General features: G+C 34.1%; 13 protein-coding genes and 1 pseudogene. 4 read left to right on the top strand and 10 right to left on the bottom strand.

Annotated features, from left to right (window positions below; translation table 11 throughout):
- Positions 1–2: 2 nt before the first annotated feature.
- The 3 genes from PL77_RS20760 to PL77_RS20750 all read right to left on the bottom strand — a co-directional run bounded on the left by PL77_RS20760 (position 3) and on the right by PL77_RS20750 (position 5,483).
- On the bottom strand, positions 3–2,573 hold the full coding sequence (locus PL77_RS20760) for a PAS domain-containing protein (RefSeq protein WP_082026660.1): 2,571 nt from the start codon (positions 2,571–2,573) through the stop codon (positions 3–5).
- A 191-nt stretch (positions 2,574–2,764) separates the two neighbouring features.
- Positions 2,765–3,868, bottom strand: a complete 1,104-nt coding sequence (locus PL77_RS20755) for an acyltransferase family protein (protein ID WP_044209751.1) — start codon at positions 3,866–3,868, stop codon at positions 2,765–2,767.
- A gap of 157 nt (positions 3,869–4,025) precedes the next feature.
- A complete protein-coding gene (locus PL77_RS20750) occupies positions 4,026–5,483 on the bottom strand; it encodes a sodium:solute symporter (RefSeq protein WP_044209750.1) in 1,458 nt (485 codons plus the stop codon).
- 153 nt (positions 5,484–5,636) lie between these two features.
- Between PL77_RS20750 and PL77_RS20745 the strand changes: the two genes are divergently transcribed.
- Positions 5,637–6,341, top strand: a complete 705-nt coding sequence (locus tag PL77_RS20745) for a hypothetical protein (RefSeq protein WP_156152460.1) — start codon at positions 5,637–5,639, stop codon at positions 6,339–6,341.
- A gap of 10 nt (positions 6,342–6,351) precedes the next feature.
- The gene (locus PL77_RS20740; RefSeq protein WP_044209745.1) at positions 6,352–7,020 is read left to right on the top strand and encodes a DUF2461 domain-containing protein; all 669 of its coding nucleotides are present in this window, start codon (positions 6,352–6,354) and stop codon (positions 7,018–7,020) included.
- 75 nt (positions 7,021–7,095) lie between these two features.
- Here PL77_RS20740 and PL77_RS20735 read toward each other — a convergent pair whose 3' ends face one another.
- The 5 genes from PL77_RS20735 to rsmG form a co-directional block, all read right to left on the bottom strand.
- Positions 7,096–8,031: a helix-turn-helix transcriptional regulator gene (locus PL77_RS20735; protein WP_044209742.1), complete on the bottom strand. Its 936-nt coding sequence runs from the start codon at positions 8,029–8,031 to the stop codon at positions 7,096–7,098.
- Positions 8,032–8,241: 210 nt separating this feature from the next.
- Complete coding sequence (locus PL77_RS20730; RefSeq protein WP_044209739.1) at positions 8,242–8,532, bottom strand: hypothetical protein; 291 nt, start codon at positions 8,530–8,532, stop codon at positions 8,242–8,244.
- A 524-nt stretch (positions 8,533–9,056) separates the two neighbouring features.
- Positions 9,057–10,760: a 2-succinyl-5-enolpyruvyl-6-hydroxy-3-cyclohexene-1-carboxylic-acid synthase gene (gene menD, locus PL77_RS20725; RefSeq protein WP_082026659.1), complete on the bottom strand. Its 1,704-nt coding sequence runs from the start codon at positions 10,758–10,760 to the stop codon at positions 9,057–9,059.
- Between the two features lie 6 nt (positions 10,761–10,766).
- Positions 10,767–11,741, bottom strand: a complete 975-nt coding sequence (locus PL77_RS20720; RefSeq protein WP_044209736.1) for a polyprenyl synthetase family protein — start codon at positions 11,739–11,741, stop codon at positions 10,767–10,769.
- Positions 11,742–11,744: 3 nt separating this feature from the next.
- Positions 11,745–12,389: a 16S rRNA (guanine(527)-N(7))-methyltransferase RsmG gene (gene rsmG / locus PL77_RS20715; protein ID WP_044209780.1), complete on the bottom strand. Its 645-nt coding sequence runs from the start codon at positions 12,387–12,389 to the stop codon at positions 11,745–11,747.
- Positions 12,390–12,981: 592 nt separating this feature from the next.
- On the opposite strand from rsmG, the gene PL77_RS20710 reads away from it, so the two are divergent.
- Positions 12,982–13,380, top strand: a complete 399-nt coding sequence (locus tag PL77_RS20710; protein WP_044209734.1) for a hypothetical protein — start codon at positions 12,982–12,984, stop codon at positions 13,378–13,380.
- Between the two features lie 839 nt (positions 13,381–14,219).
- On the opposite strand, the pseudogene PL77_RS20700 reads toward PL77_RS20710, so the two are convergent.
- A pseudogene (locus PL77_RS20700) lies at positions 14,220–15,065 on the bottom strand (RHS repeat domain-containing protein); the annotation flags it as partial.
- A gap of 151 nt (positions 15,066–15,216) precedes the next feature.
- Here PL77_RS20700 and ruvC point away from each other — a divergent pair.
- The gene (ruvC, locus tag PL77_RS20695; RefSeq protein ID WP_044209728.1) at positions 15,217–15,786 is read left to right on the top strand and encodes a crossover junction endodeoxyribonuclease RuvC; all 570 of its coding nucleotides are present in this window, start codon (positions 15,217–15,219) and stop codon (positions 15,784–15,786) included.
- 6 nt (positions 15,787–15,792) lie between these two features.
- Here the strand turns inward: ruvC and PL77_RS20690 are convergent, their stop codons facing one another.
- On the bottom strand, positions 15,793–17,763 hold the full coding sequence (locus PL77_RS20690; RefSeq protein WP_156152459.1) for an ATP-binding protein: 1,971 nt from the start codon (positions 17,761–17,763) through the stop codon (positions 15,793–15,795).
- Positions 17,764–17,902 lie beyond the last annotated feature (139 nt).

Raw genomic sequence — 17,902 nt, 5'->3', positions numbered from 1 at the left:
TTTTAATTCAATGGTAGTTCAACTAAAATCTGAGTTCCTTTCCCTTTTTGGCTATTAATTTCAAAATAAGCTCCTACTGATTCGGCTCTTGTCCTCATACTGTTGATGCCAAATGTTTTATGTGTCTCAACACGATCAAAACCGACTCCATTATCATCAATTGTCAAAAGTAAAACATCAGAATGCTTTAAGAGTTGAATATTGCACTGCTCAGCTTCGGCATATTTTATCACATTATTGATCGCTTCTTGCGTAATTCTATACAATGTCATTTCAACAGAAAGTTTTAAACGGTGTTCATTTAAATTTTGATCAAAAGAAAACACTGTTTTAGAAGAAGGAGCTATTGCAGTTATCAATGCATTTATGGCTTCAACAATTCCATTTTCATCCACTACTTTAGGCATAAGATTATACGCTAAAGTCCGGCTTTCCTCAATCGCATTTTTCAGGTATTTATAGCCTAACTGAAACCTTTCATCTTCTGTCTCATTTTGAAATAATAAAGAGGACCTAAGCTTCTCAAAACTCATAAGAGAGGTAGTCATTGTTTGCTGTAAACCATCATGAATTTCTCTTGCAATTCGACTTCTTTCTTTGTCTTCGGTCTCCAACACTGCACTGACAATCTTCTCTTCTTGCTTCATACGTTCAGTGATGTCAGACATGGTACCAACAATACGGATAGGGGTTCCATCAGGATCAAACTCGACGGCTTTACCTTTGGTGTGAATCCATTTATAATCTTCAGATTTGGTTCTAAGTCTATAAATACTGTCGTGAATCCCTGTAGTTTTTATTTCGGACATCTGATTGACCAATGCTTTACTTTGTTCTTCAAGAGGGATTATAGATTGCCAAAAAGTCAAAGGATCATTTTCCTCATCAGTTGGTTCAAACCCTAGCATTGTAAAACATCTTTCACTAAATAAAATGGTATCAGACGCTTTGAAGATTTCCCATATTCCTTCGTTAGAAACATCTAAGGCATATTGAAGTTGCTGCTCTTTTTCCAACAATGCGGTTGCAGCTACTTTCTTTTCTGTGATATCAGTAAATGTCCCTACAATTCGGGTGGCATCTCCTATTTCATTTCTTGAAGATGCACCAGTGATATGACACCACTTTACTTCTTTCAATTTGGTATAAAATCGGGCCTCATAATCCAAAGGTTGACCATTTCTGATGTGTGCATTAAAATGCTGATCAAATGTAGATTGATCCTCATGATGAATGATACTTCGAATAAAATCAATGGTAGGAATGATTTCTCCCTCATCATAACCCAAGATTTGATAGTGAATCGGAGACCAATAACACACCCCCGAATTGACATCTAAATCCCAAATTCCAGAATTATTGGCAATAGTAGATAAGCTGAATCGCTCATCACTTTTTCGCAACTCTTTCTCGGTTTTTTCTTTTAGTTGGATCTCTTTCTGAAGAATCGTATTGGTTTCCTTTAAATTTTTAAAATAAGTGTTCCTCTCATAAAAGTTAGAAAGTAATGAGGCGATTGTCTCGATCAAGTGTAAAACATCATTACTGTGATCTTCATCAATTAAAGCTCCATTTTTATAAAACACTTCAATTTTACCTAGCTCCTCTCCTCTGATAATGATTGGTACTTCTTGTTTTTTATTGGTCTCTTTAAAATTAATTGAACCGTAGAGGTTAGACTGAAAAGTAATTCGAACATGCGGGTCATCAGTATGTTTCAATCCATATGGAATAATAAAAACGGTAGACTCCAATACATGCTCAATACTTTTCTCTGTATTTTCAAGTAATTGGGAGACCCTATATAAACAGGCCTGTTCGTTACTTCTTACCTCTAATTCATCTGCCAATTCTTCTTTCTGATTGAGTCTTTTGATGATCATAGAGTAAGTAATGATGGAGATTAAGATCGCTAATAATGTAAAGAACAAAATAAGCAGCAATAAAAACTCTCCTTTATCTTTATATTTTTCAACAGTAGACTTGGTCCTCGTTTCAATCAGGCTTTCAAATTTGATCAGTGGTTCAGCAATCTCTTTCTTTAATAATAAATACTCTTTACTATGTAAAATCTCCAATGCCAATTCAATATCTTTATCTCCTTTGATGGTGTAGTGTTTCAAGCTATCTAAAAATATCCCTTTGGATGCATTAAAAGCCATCGTTTCTTTTTCTATCAACTGATTCGAATTATCTAAGGCTACTTTCAACAAGCCAAATTCGTTTTCAGAAAAACCCATATGATACATACTGTCCAAAATGGATCGAGTCCAACCACTATTTTGAGGAATTTTCCCTTCCCGCATTGCTACTACTTCCCAATATTTTTCTTCCCAAATACTGTCTTGTGTAACCACATAATTCTTACAATATTCTGTCAGTAAATCATCGCTTTGTTTTAAAGCATCACCCAAACGGTATGAATTATATCGATTCACCTGACTGTCAAACAAAATCTTTTGATTTTCGAACAACAGCATCAGGGTAAATAAAATCCCAAAAATGAGAACGACACTTAATGTGAAGAGTACTAAGAAGGTTCTTTTTTTACTGTCCCTTAATAAGTTTATCATTTATAATCAATAAAATGAGAAATTCGGTGTACTACCTTTTACAGTATTTAAATTTAATCAAAGAAAAAGTTACAATGCTAGGCGAATGTCGAAAATCGATGTATTATGTGATTCACGTAGACAAAAAAGAGGCTAACTTCTCAATGAAATTAACCTCTTATCTAAAGATTAGTATGTTTTACTATCGATCCTTAAACTTTAATCACAATATTTTTTCTATATAAAATTAAGATCGGAATACCAATCAGTGTTACATAAGAGAATGCAAATAATAAACTATTTGCTTCTATTGGAAAAGCATTTAAGGAAATCAATGAAAAGATGTGGCCTTTTATTGTTGCATCGCCTATGGAAATCACTCCTATTAATCGAGCGATCATCTCTGCTAATACATAAGCTGCCATAGGATTTAAACCAAAAGCCCTTGGTATTAAAACATGATCTCTTCCCTTCTTTTTATAATCAAAAATGTAATAAGACAGGCCTAAAGTGATTGCTCCCAAACCTCCAGTATAAAGCACATAAGAAGAAGTCCAAAGACTTTTATTGATCGGAAAAACAATGCCCCATAACTGACCAATGACCACACCGACAACTCCCCAAACTGTCAACCTTTTTACAACTTCATTCCCTTTATATTTTTTAACAATTTCACCTGAAAACAAACCTAAAATTGCTGTTCCGATGGCTGGTATAGTAGTAAATACTCCTTCGGGGTCCCATGTTTTAGTCCCTGACCACATATGCCCTTTCAAAAGTAATTGGTCAATGTATGCTGAAAGTACAGCATTCGGGTCGTCCAGATTAGGTACTCCAATTCCTGGTACTGGAACGATGGTCATGACAAGCCAATAAACCACCAAAAGGCATATCAATGTAGCCAAAATTGTTTTCCTGTCTGCATAAAGAAATAAGGCAGAAGTAATGATAAATACCACACCGATTCTTTGCAATACGCCGGGAATTCTCATCTCTGCAAAATTGAAAAATGGAAACAATCCTAAAAACAAACCAATCCCTATAAGCTTTGCTCCTCGCCAAAGTGCTTTACGCATAGCCGTTGGTCGTTTAATAGGGTTATTTTTTACTTTAGACATTGAAAAACTAATGGAAACACCTACTATAAATAAGAAAAATGGAAACACTAAATCCGTAGGTGTACAACCATGCCATTGAGCATGTTGGAAAGGAGGGTAAATAGCAGACCAAGTGCCTGGATTATTTACCAAGATCATCAATATTACCGTTAAGCCACGAAATATGTCAAGTGATAGTATGCGTTCAGATTTGTTCATTATTATTCATTTCATTTATTAGAAAGGTAATAGGACAAATGTAAACCTGTTGTGTTTATAAAAAAGTGCCCTAATACACAATAAATGTAATTTGAGCACTTTTTATAATCAACAATTTTAGACTACTAGCACATATTCATATACTAACAACCTTTTTTCATTTATCAACTGAATCATTTGTCGATGACAAGAGATATAATCCCAAAATTGTAATAGCGGCATTGACCAATAAAATCTCAAAACCGAATTGATAACCAAAGAATAATTCTTTGGAATAAGAATTGATTAAATAAGATGCAACAGGAGAAAAAAGGCATAAATAAACTACAAATTTATCCTTGACTTTCCGGCCTGTATAAATTCCAAAAACAAACAAGCCTAATAATGGTCCATAGGTATACCCTGCCCATTTGAATACTTTCGAAACTACCGTATCATCATTTAAAGCCCTAAAACCTACAATGACTAAAAACAATAGCAAAGAAAAACCTAGATGTACAATTTTCCTTTTTTTATTATTATTCTCGTGACTTTTATCCATCGATAAAAAGTCAATACAAAAAGCTGTAGTAAGTGCTGTAAGGGCCGAATCTGCACTTGAAAAAGCGGCCGCAGTAATACCCAATAAAAAGACAATCGCCGTAAATAAACCAAAGTGATTTAAAGCCAACAATGGGTAAAGTTCATCTGATCGTTCTGGGGCTTGAATCCCATGGTAAGCGATGTATTCATACAATAAAACGCCTAAAGCTAAAAATACGACCGTGGCTATGAAAAATGCCAAAGCAAACCAAAGTACGTTTTTCTGTGCTTCTTTTACCGACTTACAAGTAAGGTTTTTCTGCATGATATTCTGATCCAAACCATTCATTGATATTGTAATGAAAATACCCGCGAAAAACTGTTTCCAAAAGAAATTCCCAGCCTTCCAATCACTCACAACAATATCAGACATCTGACTCTCCCAAACGGTGGTTACCATACTACCTAAATTCATATTTAATGAATCAGAAATCGTATAAATGGTCCATATTACCGCTAAAATTAGAAATGTCGTTTGTAATGTATCTGTCCAAACAATTGTTTTTATTCCTCCTTTAAAAGTATACAACCAAATCAATAAAATGGTGATCAGTACTGAAATGGCAAATGGAATATTAAACTCATCAAAAAAAGCAATTTGAAGCACCATAGCTGCCAAATAGAGTCTAAAAGCTGCCCCTAATGTTTGGGAGACCAAAAAGAAAAAGGAACCCGTTTTATAACTCACTATACCAAACCTTTCTTTGAGGTATTGATAGATCGATATCATTTTTTTGCTGTAGAACAATGGTATTAATAAATACGCAATGACTGCATACCCAACCATATTCCCCATCATAAACTGAAGGTAACTCCACCCCGATTTTGCAACCATACCAGGTACAGAAATAAAAGTCACACCTGACAGCGTAGCACCCACCATACCATAAGCCACCAAGTACCATTTGGAGTTTCTGTTGGCAGTAAAAAACGAATTAGACTGATTCTCACCTTTCTCTGAAGTGAGAAAAGAGATTAACATCAAAAAGGAGAAATAGAGGAAAATGACAATAAATACGGTTGTTGCTGACATAGTTTAAAAAATCATATTTTTATGAAAAATGAATATAATTTTTATACTTATCTTGTACAACAATTTCAATTAATTATACGACCTAAACCGTTTTTGATCGATTATACTTCACATCAACGGTACATAGAAAACCAATTTTATAATCATTTTATCATGACAAATATACTTTTAATACTTCTTCTAACTCTATTCGCCTGCCAATTTAATGCTCAAGCACAAGTCACTCAAAATACAAACCTTTATGAGTTGGCCGACCCGGATCAGTTGAATGTCTCCCTTCTTTATGAAAATCAAAAAAATGATTTCAAAGGCTCTCCTTTTTACAATGAAGGGTGGAAAACCGGTGCAGTAACCGTCAATGATGGTACTGAGTATAAAGATATTCAGTTACGCTTCAACGTGTATAATGATGAGCTTTGGTACAAGAAAACGGAAGAAAACATCATTGTTATTAATAGACTTAACGTTAAGGCATTTAGATGGAAAGATGAAAATAGAATGACTCATTTTGAGCAGTGTTTTATTCAAAAGAAACCTTATTATATGGAGGTAATCTATGCTGACGAACATTTTCAGGTTTATAAAATGCTAACTAAAAAATTTATCAAGAAAGATAATACATCTAGCAATTCTTATAACTCTGATCAAAAAGATCAGTATGTTTGGGGAAAATCAGTATTATATCATAGAAAAAATGGTAAGCTGTTAGAAATAGGCAGTAAAGACAAAGCATTCTTCTTGCTATTTGGCCAACAAAAAAGTGCTATTCAAAAGTTTGCGAAATCGAATAAATTAAAAATAAAGAATAAAGAAGATGTAAAGGAAATGTTCACCCATTATTACACTTTAATTCAATAATCTATTTAATATGATCACAGAAGAGCTTTTTCAATACCTTAAAGACCTAGGGGAAAACAATAATAGGGATTGGTTTAATGAAAATAAACCTACTTATCAGAAACACCTTCAAACCGTAAAATCTTTATTTCAAGAGATACAAGATGAGTTGTCACAAACAGATCAGATTGAAGGACATAAAATATATAGAATCTATAGAGATGTCCGTTTTTCAAAGGATAAATCTCCTTACAAAAAGCACTTCAGTGGTTATTTCTCAAGAATAAAACCAATGCTGAGAGGCGGTTATTATTTACATCTTGAGCCAGGTGATAAATCCATTGTAGGTGGTGGTTTTTATGGTCCCAATTCTGATGATTTAAAAAGAATTCGAGAGGAACTTTCATATGACGCTACCGAATTAAGAGACATCATTGAAGCTCCTTCTTTCAAAGAAATGTTTGGAGAAATGTATGGGGATGAATTAAAGTCGGCCCCTAGAGGATTTGATAAAAATGATCCCGCAATTGATTTGATCCGAAAAAAGCAATTTATCTTTTTCAGAACTTTTAAAGATGAAGAAGTAACTGCTCCTGATTTTTCTGAAAAGATAATGAAAGGTTTCATCGAAATCAGACCGTTCTTTGATTACATGAGTAATGTATTAACTACTGACTCAAACGGAGAACCTCTTTATTAATGGTTCATTCTAAAACGGAAGAATGTAGTTCGTCAATACAAAATGAAGAGAGGAGTTCAAAGGACTCCTCTTTTTTTATCCGAATTTGTAGACTTTACTAGGCTGAACCCCAAACTTTTCTTTGAACATTCTACCGAAATGGGTCACACTGATAAAACCTAACCCATAAGTACAATCCGATACATTGTGTTTTCCCTCTTGCAACCACTGATACGCCAACTGCAATTTGTAATCATTAGCGTATTGTAGAATCGTTACCCCAAAAATTTCCTTAAACAATTTTCTCAATTTGCTATAACCAAAACCTGTCACTTTTTCTAAGTCATGAGGCTCACTCTTAGAAGCATAATTTTGCTCAAGGTACTTTTTGACTCTAAACGTTTTATCAAGGTCATTAGAGCTGTAATATTTAGGGATACACTTGTTTTGAACTCTTTCTACCAAAATACTTACAAAGTCATAAATCAATAAATAAAGGTCGGAGTATTTTCTAAAAACATCACTCGCATCCCCATCTTCCAAAAGATACTGTAGCTTTGGAAGTATGGTCGCATCCATTTTTTTGAATAAAAAATAGCCTTCTCTTACTTCCGAAAAACTGTTTTTCAATACCTCATTTTCATGTATATTTTTAAATACATGTATAGAAGGAAAAGTAATGACGATTAATTCTAACGTTTTATCTGCATCAAAATAAAGGTATTCCTCTTCTTGACAATTTGAAAAATAGCTCCAGCTTTCTTCACTGTGCTGATACTGTTCCTCGTTGTTAGATGGAGGTAAAAAACGGAAAGATGAGTTTATATATAAGAAAGAGAAAAAGCCATCGGTATTGGACTCCTTAATGAATCGAAGGTTTTTTGTTGGGTTTCCCTTGAGGTGTACTATATTAAATGAGTCAATATTTTGATAAACAATGTACGGACTTGTCACCAGAAAGGATTCAGGGAATAAAATATGTTGACCGTCTATATTTTCATAAAATGAAGACCTTAGCCTTATTTCTTCCATAATAGGGATGGATACTTTAAAACGGTCAAGTTACAACTGTAAAAGAATAAAGAAAAAAAGTAGCAGAATTTTTTACGTTCTGCTACTTCAAGTTTGTATTTGAAAAGTAAATAGTTTATATCTTTTTTCTTGTGGCAATGAGAATCAGAAAATATATTTAAAAGGGGAGTCAAAAAAAACTGATCTTATAACTAAAAAAATCTCCCTCCCTTAAAATTCTTCTACCAAACGGTGTTCTTCTAAATCGATCATTGCGTTCAATGCCTTCAAATTCGCAATATGAGAAGCTTCAGTTTGATTTTCCTGAAACGTGCATTGCATCTCTCTTACTGCTCTTTGAAGCTTGTCTAGATTGTCTTTTCTTTCTTTGATTCTTTGGTTCAAAAGCTGATAGTAAGCTTTGTTCACTGCAGGATCAAATTCAACATTTTCATCATTTACTTTTCCTATAGTTCTTTGATTGTCAGAAAAAAATAATTTAATAGTCTTGATAATACTCATAATCTGTAGGTTTGCTCCCTTTAAAGTTCAATAATTATATAAGTAGAATTACTTTGATTTAATTAAGTTATACCTAATCATCAGAAATTTATTGTTACGATCCAACTATTTAGCCTAATAACATTGTAAACTCGTCTAAATTTTAACATATAAATCCTAAATATATTCATAAATCCTTAACATTAACAATTGTTTGAAATCAAGTTTTAGGTTCAATTCACTTCGTATAAAAATAAAAAATCTCAATATTATCCTATTTTAGACTGCAAATAGGATTTCAAAAGACACTAGTTAACATTCTGTTAACATATCACTGTTCCATAATTTCATAATTAGTATTTGTTAGGTAGATTGTTACAATAAAGTCATCTTAACATTTCAATATGTACTATGTTAAAATACAGCATCAATTCTCAACCTTCGGCTTTACATTCAAGTCATGTAGAGGTAAAGTTGAATAAAAAAAGCCATTCCATGGACAAACATGAAATGGCTCTTTGCAAAAGGTTTGAAAGCAGAAATGATTATTTCATTCCTTCTCGCTTAAACGCTTTAAATGTATTTTTACTAATTTCTTTATTGCTTTTTACTTCGTAGATACACACTTTTTCACTGGGTTGTAAAAAAGTTTCAAAGGTGTCATAAAATTCTTCCCTTGAGTTGACCTCCCAGTGCTTAAGCTTGAATTCTTCCGCTAAATATTTTGCAGATGTTCTTTGTTCCGTTTCAAAATACTCTTCCAACTCAGGTTGTCGGGCTGGTCCATCGATCATTCTAAAGATTACCCCTCCATGGTTGTTCAATAAAACAACTTTTAGGTTAGAAGGAACATAGTTATTCCAAAAAGCATTTCTGTCATAGAAAAAAGCAAGGTCTCCTGTCAATAAGAAATGTAACTCATCAGGGTTAGCTATAGCATGCCCTACAGCAGTACTTGTACTTCCATCAATTCCACTAGTGCCTCTATTGGCATAAACCTTCACATCCTCCCTTTCTACCCCAATAAAATTGGCATACCTTACCGACATACTGTTCGCTAAGTGTAGGTTCGAATTTTCGGGAAGGGAATTAATAAGGTAATTGACTACTTCTAATTCTGAGAAAGACAGTAATTCAAAGAAATCTGCCTTTTGAGCTTTGACTCTATTATTATGTTCTTGCCAGTCGAAAAGGAATTGGTTGTAATCCTCTTCATCAAAATTAATGGTACTCAACTGATCAAAAAATAATGCCTCAGAGGAACGTATCACTTTCGTCAATGACATGAAAGGATCTGGAACTTCTCCAGCCTCCTGTATGTGCCAATGTTCAACAGGTTGATTATTTCTTAAAAAGAGTTTTAGATTTTTTGAGATAACAGACTTACCAAACGTAATCAGAAGGTCCGGTTGAAGTGCTTGATTCTCATTTGGAGTCAAAAACACGTCTTGATGAACCGTAGCATTTTCTAAGTGGCCATAATTTGAGATGACATCAGAGGCTACTGGAAAAGGTAAAGATGATAAACTCTCTCCGACTTCATGATTGTACTTACCATGTCCCGCTACAATCAGAATTTTTTGATGTGACTGTAGTAAAGGTATAAGTTCTTCTTCCCAAACCTCATCTTCTATATAAGGTTCTGAACTTAACTCTTTTTGAATTCTTATCGTATTGGTCTCAAAGTCGAAATGCTCCTCTGCATCAGGGTAAAATGGTTCTCTCAACGGCCAATTAATATGAATGGGACCTTGAGGATAAGCCATAGCATAGTTAAATGCCTCGTTAGCAATTCGCTGCTTATACCATTTAGCATCAGCATGCGACAAGTCGTCTGGCATTTGGAAACTCTTCTTAATATGGTTTCCAAAAATGTTATTTTGACGAATGGTTTGACCATCCCATTGATCAATCCACTCAGTAGGTCTGTCAGCAGTAATGACAATGACAGGAATACGTTGATAGTAAGCTTCGGTGATGGCTGGAGTATAATTCAAGGCCGCTGTACCTGAAGTACAAGCAATGACCACTGGAGTATTAGTTTGCTGAGCGATACCCATTGCTACAAAAGCAGCTGATCTTTCATCACTGACTGAAATGGTATTGATTTTTGGATGCCTAGCAAAAGCAAGTGCTAAAGGTGCTACCCTTGATCCTGGTGAAAGTACTACATCTTTCACCCCCATTTCTGACAGTTGGGCTACAAACTGCCCTACCTCATGCAATAATTCTGACTTATTGTGCCCCATTACCTCTTATTTCTTTCTCTCCACAACATAAGTAATCAACTCATGCAAAGCCTGACGGTATTCTGAATCAGGTAACTCATCAAGAATTTGTCTTCCTTCCTTAATGTATTCATGCATAGTTTTTTCTGCATATTCCAAACCACCTGATTGTCTTACAAACTCAATAATCTCACGGACTACTTTCTGGTTTGTATTTTGAGTCTTTATCTTAAAAATGATTTCTCTCTTTTTTAACCATCCAGCATTGTTCAATGCATAGATCAGAGGTAATGTCATTTTCTTTTCTTTAATATCAATGCCAAGAGGTTTTCCAATCTCATCTGTTCCATAATCAAACAAATCGTCTTTGATCTGAAAAGCAATACCGATTTTCTCCCCCATGAGTCGCATTTTGTCTACAATCTCCTGAGATGCTCCTGCCGATGAAGCCCCCACTGCAGTACAAGCCGCTATCAAAGTGGCTGTCTTTTGTCTAATGATTTCAAAGTAAACATGTTCAGTGATGTCTAAACGCCTTGCTTTCTCAATCTGCATCAATTCCCCTTCACTCATTTCACGAACGGCAGTTGATACGTATTTCAGCAATTCAAAATCTTCATTTTCAACAGACAACAATAAGCCTTTTGATAAGAGATAATCTCCCACAAGAACGGCAGTTTTATTTTTCCATAATGCTTTAATGGAAAAGAAGCCTCTTCTATAATCTGCATCATCTACCACATCATCATGTACTAATGTGGCCGTGTGCAATAATTCAATTAAAGCAGCTCCTCTGTAGGTTTGATCTATAATTTTTCCAGTTGCTCCAGCAGTCAAGAATACCATGATAGGTCTCATCTGCTTTCCTTTACTTTTCACAATGTAGCTCATGATACGGTCTAACAGTGCTACATCGCTTTTCATAAAATAGCGGAACTTCTTTTCGAATTCAATCATTTGGTCCTTCACAGGACGTTGAAAATCCCCTAATACCTTCGGCATATATTATTTATTCTTCGTAACTGGAACGTAAGCAATCTTTTTTGTCTCAAAGAAATCCTCCTCGTAGAGGTCTTTCATATCAAACAACTTGTATTTCTTTTTGTTTAATTTTGAGAACTCTTCTGTCAAATCTCCTCCTTTCAAACAAATAATACCGTTATTCAGCTCATGTCCTTGTTGGAAAGCTACTTTAGATCTTACCCATCTTAAAAGCACGTCAATTCTTGTTACGGCTCTTGATACGATAAAGTCATACTCTCCATCTACTTTTTCGGCTCTCATTTGCTCCGCCTTCACATTCGTCAAACCAATTGTCTTTGCAATTTCATTGACCACGTTAACCTTCTTTGCAATAGAGTCTACAAGGTGAAACTTTACATTTGGAAAAAATATGGCTAAAGGAATTCCTGGAAATCCTCCTCCTGTCCCTACATCTAAGATCTCAGTACCTGGCTTAAACTCGATAATCTTAGCAATACTTAATGAGTGTAATACGTGACGTTCGTATAAGTTATCAATATCTTTTCTTGAAATAACATTGACCTTCTCATTCCATTCTGCATAGAGGTCTCTCAACTGTGCAAATTGATTTTTTTGTACTGAAGTTAAATCAGGAAAATATTTTTCGATAATATCTATTTGTGCCATAAATTTTTGTTCACTTTTCTGAAGGTCCAAATTTAAGGATATTTCAAAGGTATCTTAAAATTATTGTCGAGATTATTCCATAATATTTCTCAAATCTATGTTTTTTGGATATTCTGACTCTAAGTACCTTTAGGAATCCTAAATTTTAGAGGAAAAATTTCACTTTTTAAGGATCATTCAAGGCATTTTTGAAAATTCAATGATCAGATACACGTCAAAATAGTTTATAAATTCATCGTTTTTTAATTAAAAATAGGTTTCGAACTCCTATTTCTGATTGCTTCAAAAGAAAATAACCATCTATAAATTGAAAAAAAGGGAAAGGTTATGGTGCCATTTTCTTGACAAAATACCACATGTAAACAATTTAGGTTTTGAGTCATTTTTCAACATAAAACCTTATTTCAAAGGCCATTTCCCCTCAATAACCGTTTTAGAAGAAAAGATAATGTTTCCTTTTTGAGGAATAAAAGGTATTTCTAGTGTAAATTCCTTACATGCTTTATCATTCCAGAAGTGAACAAAAATGAGAAAACAGATGTAATAGATGCAAACAATCTGAATAACTGTTTTACATAAACCTAATATTATTATGACCAACTTTACCACGGATATCAACAGCAGAAATAATACGCTCACCATACGTATGAGGGGCTTTTTTCAACCGGATGCTTTTACAGAAAACCTTGAAAGTACGCTAAAAGATATCCAAAGTGGAAAGCCAGCGGTTGTACTATTAGATGCTCGATTCGTTAAAAGCGGATGGATGTCATCAAACCCTTGGTTAGTAAGTTGGTTTATCCCAAAAATACTACTATTGAAAGTAAAACATTTTGGAGTAATCATCGAAGACGACTGTGATCCGTTCACAAGATTTTCGATTATCAATCTAGAACACTTACTTGAAAATGAAACCAGTTTTAAAATAAAATTATTCGAATCTCCAGAAGAAGCCGCAATTTGGGGAAGAGATAATATTAAAGCAGCATAATAATTTTAAAAATATTTGGGTGGTTTATCACAGTTATTCTGTGAGAGGGGTCTCTTGGTCAGAGACCTCATTTTTTTGTCTAATTTTTCTGATCGTTTCTTGATAAGAACATATAGAAATGATCTTTTTTGATAGTAAGAAAACAAATGGATGCATATGCCCCCATTATAATGTGGAACACCTCAACCTTAGGAAGGTGACAACCTCAATTGAATTCGTAAAATCCCCTGAGAACTTGGACTCTCAAAAACCACTTTCTACATAAGAGTAGGTAAAGGTCAATTTTGAATATTTATTTATCAAAAATTGACCTTTACTTTTACCTCTCTTCTTTTTTATTTGAAGTTATTTCTGAACATTAATAAAAAAATATTATCATGCTATTAATTAACTTGAAACAGAATATTTCACAAACTCATCTCTTTTGATAATTACTAATAGAATTGGAAATTTCCATTATCATGTCTTTATTTTCAAAAAAAGTTTTAACGTAAAGATTAGGGCTAATCCCAAAAACGTATGAGCAATCCTCAAAATAAATTCTATAATACATAAAGAAAACATTCTCAACTTTTATAAATGAGTTTTTGCTATGTTTTTTTAAGAAAAAAACATCTTTTATAAAAAAAGTATTATTATCTATTCGGACCTCTTTGATATAATATAACATTACAATGACAAATACTTGGAACATGATGATTGGAAATATTATTAATAATATTTTCATTATATCTGGTGAGGAAAATAGATATTTTAACTCAAAAAATATAAACATTAAAATAATAATCCCTATAATCCTATTTACAAAAAAGTTAATTTTCATTGATACATACATAATCTTAATAATCAAATTTAATTCTAATACCAATTTCTCCTACAATTCCAATTCCTGCTTTTACCCCTGATCCTACCGAACCTGTAATTACTGTTTGATTTTTTTCAACTTCAATTTTCCCTCCACCAACTACTGCTGGTATTAACGTAGTTCCAAAAGTTGCTTCACCTTTCACATTTGAAATACGGCCTCCTCCTAGCCTTTGGTTATATTCAACTTTACCTCCACCTTCTAACGCTTTACCTACTGTCAAACCATGAGTTGTTTTAACTTGATTATTATCTCCATATACTGTAAAATCTGAATTATCCGTACTTAATGATAAATCTCCATCTGTATCATTACCTAAAATTACTTCTCCAGTTACATTAACCAATTCAGAAGATTTCAGGTCTGCATCAATTTGAAGACCACGAACACCAAGAGCAAACCTTCCTCCACCTGTAGCTTTTGCTTCAACTTTACCAAAACCTTCTATCGATACATTATCTTGAATATATTCCTTTGCTTGTTCAAACTTCTTTTCAGTATACTTGACTGCTGCATTCAAAAGAGATTTAGATGCTTTGGATGCTGCTAATTTTACTTCCTCCTTGGTTGGAATTACACCACTAGGTGCCATCCCATCAGGATCAATAAACCTGATAGGATTATCAAAAGCATAATTATAAACAGAATGCCTTCTCATCTTCTCGCCCAACGGATCCACTACAAACCATCTCCCCAAACTTGCATCATAATTCCTATCACCATAATCATAAAAACCAATCTCCTCTTGCTTCTCTTTTCCATTGTATTGGAATTTATGATCAGGAGTGCCTTCCTTCTCAATACCCGCCATATTCATACCAAACGGATAGTATTACTTTTCATGAAAATTTAATAATTAAGGTAGAAGTGATATGCTATATAATACCCAAAACCCTCAAAAAATCTTCTTCTACACATGAACTTCAAGTTGAATTCATTTAATTTGCATTTTTATTTAAAGGAGAGATTAGATGTTAGCCACTGTAAAAGAAAAATTAGTTTTAGGTATTGACCCAGGTACTCAAGTGATGGGTTATGGTCTTATTTTAGCCAAAGGACAAAAGCTAACATTGATTCAATATGGAGTGATTCACCTCAAAAAATACTCTTCTCATGCTTTAAAATTGAAGAAGATTCACGAGCGAATTACGTCTATATTAGAGGAATATGCTCCAGATGAAGTGGCTTTGGAAGCTCCTTTTGTGGGACAAAATGTACAGTCTGCTTTAAAACTTGGAAGAGCACAAGGAGTAGCGATGTCTGCCGCCCTAATGAGGGATATTCCGATTACGGAGTATGCTCCAAAAAAAGTAAAATCAGCCGTTACAGGCAATGGTAATGCTTCAAAAGAGCAAGTAGCAAATATGATTGAAAAATTACTAAAATTTAAAATTGATGATCAATCGCTTTTTGATGCCACTGATGCTTTGGGGGTAGCCATCACACACATTTTCCAAAATGGAGTCAACACTGCTAAGAAAAAATCTTGGTCTACGTTTATTGCCAATAACCCAGGGCGTGTTTCAAAAACTAAAAAATAATCGTTGTTAGGAAGCTACACTTTTTTTAATATCCAAAGGTACCTTCACAATAAAAGCACTACCTTTCCCTTCTTCACTTTCACAAATGATATCGCCTTTCATGGCTTCGATAAACTTTTTTGCGATACTTAAACCTAAACCTGTCGATGATTCACCACCGGTTGGTTTAGCTGATAAACGTTGAAATTTCCCAAACATGCGTTGCATATCATTTTTGGAGATGCCCGGCCCGTTGTCTTTAATGATCACACTTGCTTGTTGCTCATTACAAACTTTCACCTCTACTTCAATTTTCTCCTTTTTAGGTGAGAATTTAATCGCATTGCTCAACAAGTTGTCCAATACTTGTCTTACACCATTCGGGTCCGCAAAAACGGTAACAGGTTTCAATTTTTGAATAATCTGAATTTCTTTTTTCTCGGCTGTGTGTTCGCAATTTTCTACGACAGCCTCTACCACCTCATCGATATCAAAAGAACTCATATTTAAGTTCATATGCCCTGCCTCTATCGCTTTTACATCCAAAATTCTTGTAATCATCTCATTCATGCGTAGCAACGCATTTTTCACACCTTTAGCACAATCTTGATTATCTCCATCCAATTCTACTTCCAATAACTGCGAAAGTGTCAAGGCTGAAGTCAAAGGGTTTCTTAAATCATGGGCAACTACCCCTATCAGGTGATTTTTTTCTTCATTGAGATTATTCAACAATTCATTGTGTTCTTTTACTTCATTATTTCGAAGTGCAAGTTCCTTTTGTTGGTGTTGTAAAAGTTCGTTGGCTGCTGTCAGTCTTTTGGTCAGTTCTCTTTGCTTTAAACGTTCTTTGATAAACACCATAATCACCCCAATCAGTAAGAAGGAAATGACTAGAGAAGCAATGGTCACCACCAACTGTTTGTCCATACTTGCCTCTTGTGCCTTTTTTTGTTCCTCTAAAAGTTTATTCTTTGCCTCCTGCTCATTAAACCTTACCTGTGTTTCTAACAACGCAACTTCCCGCATTTTTTCTTGTGTAAATACACTGTCATAAAGTGCATGAGACTGACGGTTGTATTTCAAAGCTGATTTATAATCTCCTTTTCTCTCGTATAATTCTGACAATTGTGACGATGCTCCCATTAACTCATGCCTAGCTTCTAAAGTAGTAGCTAACTCGTAACTTTGCTGAGCATAATGTAAAGCCGAATCCAATCGGTTCATATCAATATAAAGGCCAGCAATATTACTAGAAACTTGGGTCAATCCTCTTTTGTCGTCCAATCTTTTTAAAATCGCATAGGCATCTTTATAAGCTCTTAGTGATTGCCCTATTTCACCAACAATTCTGTAGACAATGGCAATATCATTGTAAGAATAAGCCAAGGCATTCTTCTGTTTTTCTTTCGTTCTTATTTGAATAGCTTTTTTGTGGTAAGCCAGCGACTTTTCGTAATGTTGTTGATAAAAAAGAATATTAGCCATATTACTGTAAGCCAATGCTCTCAAACGTGCAGAAGAAGAGTCATTTAATAATTCCAACCCTTCCTTATAGTAATTGTAAGCTTTATCATGTTCCCCTTGAACCTCGTAGGCTTTTCCAAGATTTTGAATTGAGACATTCCATGCTGAGGTATCTCCAAGATTTTTTGCAATAGTAGTAGATTCAAAATAATCTTTTAGTGCCTCACTGTATTCCGCTTGATAATAATGAACTACACCTTTGAGGTGATATGCTTTTTGTAGATCTATTTGGTCGTCAATCTGTAGTGCATTCTGAATGGCAAGATCAGCAAAGTATAATGCAGAATCTAAATCAGACTGATTATAGAGCGTACAAAGAGACAAGAGGTCTTTGATGTAATTTTCATTGACTTCTTGCAGCTTAATATTTTTCCTTAAACTATCAATTTCGTGGTTCTTTTCAGATTCTAAAGATTGAGCTGAGAGTGATAGTGAAAAAATAAGAGTAACAAATAGCAAATAGTGTTTCAAAAGAAAAGCATTAATATAGATAATAATATTATCCCCAAGGGACTTCAATATATAAAGACAACGTTAAACTGTAAAGGTTGCATGGAAGATTTTATTTCAGTTTAATATTATTTAAGTTAATATTGAATGAAGGCAGCTT

The sequence above is a fragment of the Flammeovirga sp. OC4 genome (assembly GCF_000812565.1).
In the GTDB taxonomy this organism is placed as follows: Bacteria; Bacteroidota; Bacteroidia; order Cytophagales; family Flammeovirgaceae; genus Flammeovirga.
The sequence above is the reverse complement of the archived record's forward strand: the minus strand, read 5'-3'. Positions and strand labels throughout refer to the sequence as shown.

Bases quoted from the DNA above. Each gene is read 5' to 3' on its own strand.
- PL77_RS20760 (WP_082026660.1), bottom strand. From the start codon at position 2,573: ATGATAAACTTATTAAGGGACAGTAAAAAAAGAACCTTCTTAGTACTC.
- PL77_RS20755 (WP_044209751.1), bottom strand. From the start codon at position 3,868: ATGAACAAATCTGAACGCATACTATCACTTGACATATTTCGTGGCTTA.
- PL77_RS20750 (WP_044209750.1), bottom strand. From the start codon at position 5,483: ATGTCAGCAACAACCGTATTTATTGTCATTTTCCTCTATTTCTCCTTT.
- PL77_RS20745 (WP_156152460.1), top strand. From the start codon at position 5,637: ATGACAAATATACTTTTAATACTTCTTCTAACTCTATTCGCCTGCCAA.
- PL77_RS20740 (WP_044209745.1), top strand. From the start codon at position 6,352: ATGATCACAGAAGAGCTTTTTCAATACCTTAAAGACCTAGGGGAAAAC.
- PL77_RS20735 (WP_044209742.1), bottom strand. From the start codon at position 8,031: ATGGAAGAAATAAGGCTAAGGTCTTCATTTTATGAAAATATAGACGGT.
- PL77_RS20730 (WP_044209739.1), bottom strand. From the start codon at position 8,532: ATGAGTATTATCAAGACTATTAAATTATTTTTTTCTGACAATCAAAGA.
- menD (WP_082026659.1), bottom strand. From the start codon at position 10,760: ATGGGGCACAATAAGTCAGAATTATTGCATGAGGTAGGGCAGTTTGTA.
- PL77_RS20720 (WP_044209736.1), bottom strand. From the start codon at position 11,741: ATGCCGAAGGTATTAGGGGATTTTCAACGTCCTGTGAAGGACCAAATG.
- rsmG (WP_044209780.1), bottom strand. From the start codon at position 12,389: ATGGCACAAATAGATATTATCGAAAAATATTTTCCTGATTTAACTTCA.
- PL77_RS20710 (WP_044209734.1), top strand. From the start codon at position 12,982: ATGACCAACTTTACCACGGATATCAACAGCAGAAATAATACGCTCACC.
- ruvC (WP_044209728.1), top strand. From the start codon at position 15,217: ATGTTAGCCACTGTAAAAGAAAAATTAGTTTTAGGTATTGACCCAGGT.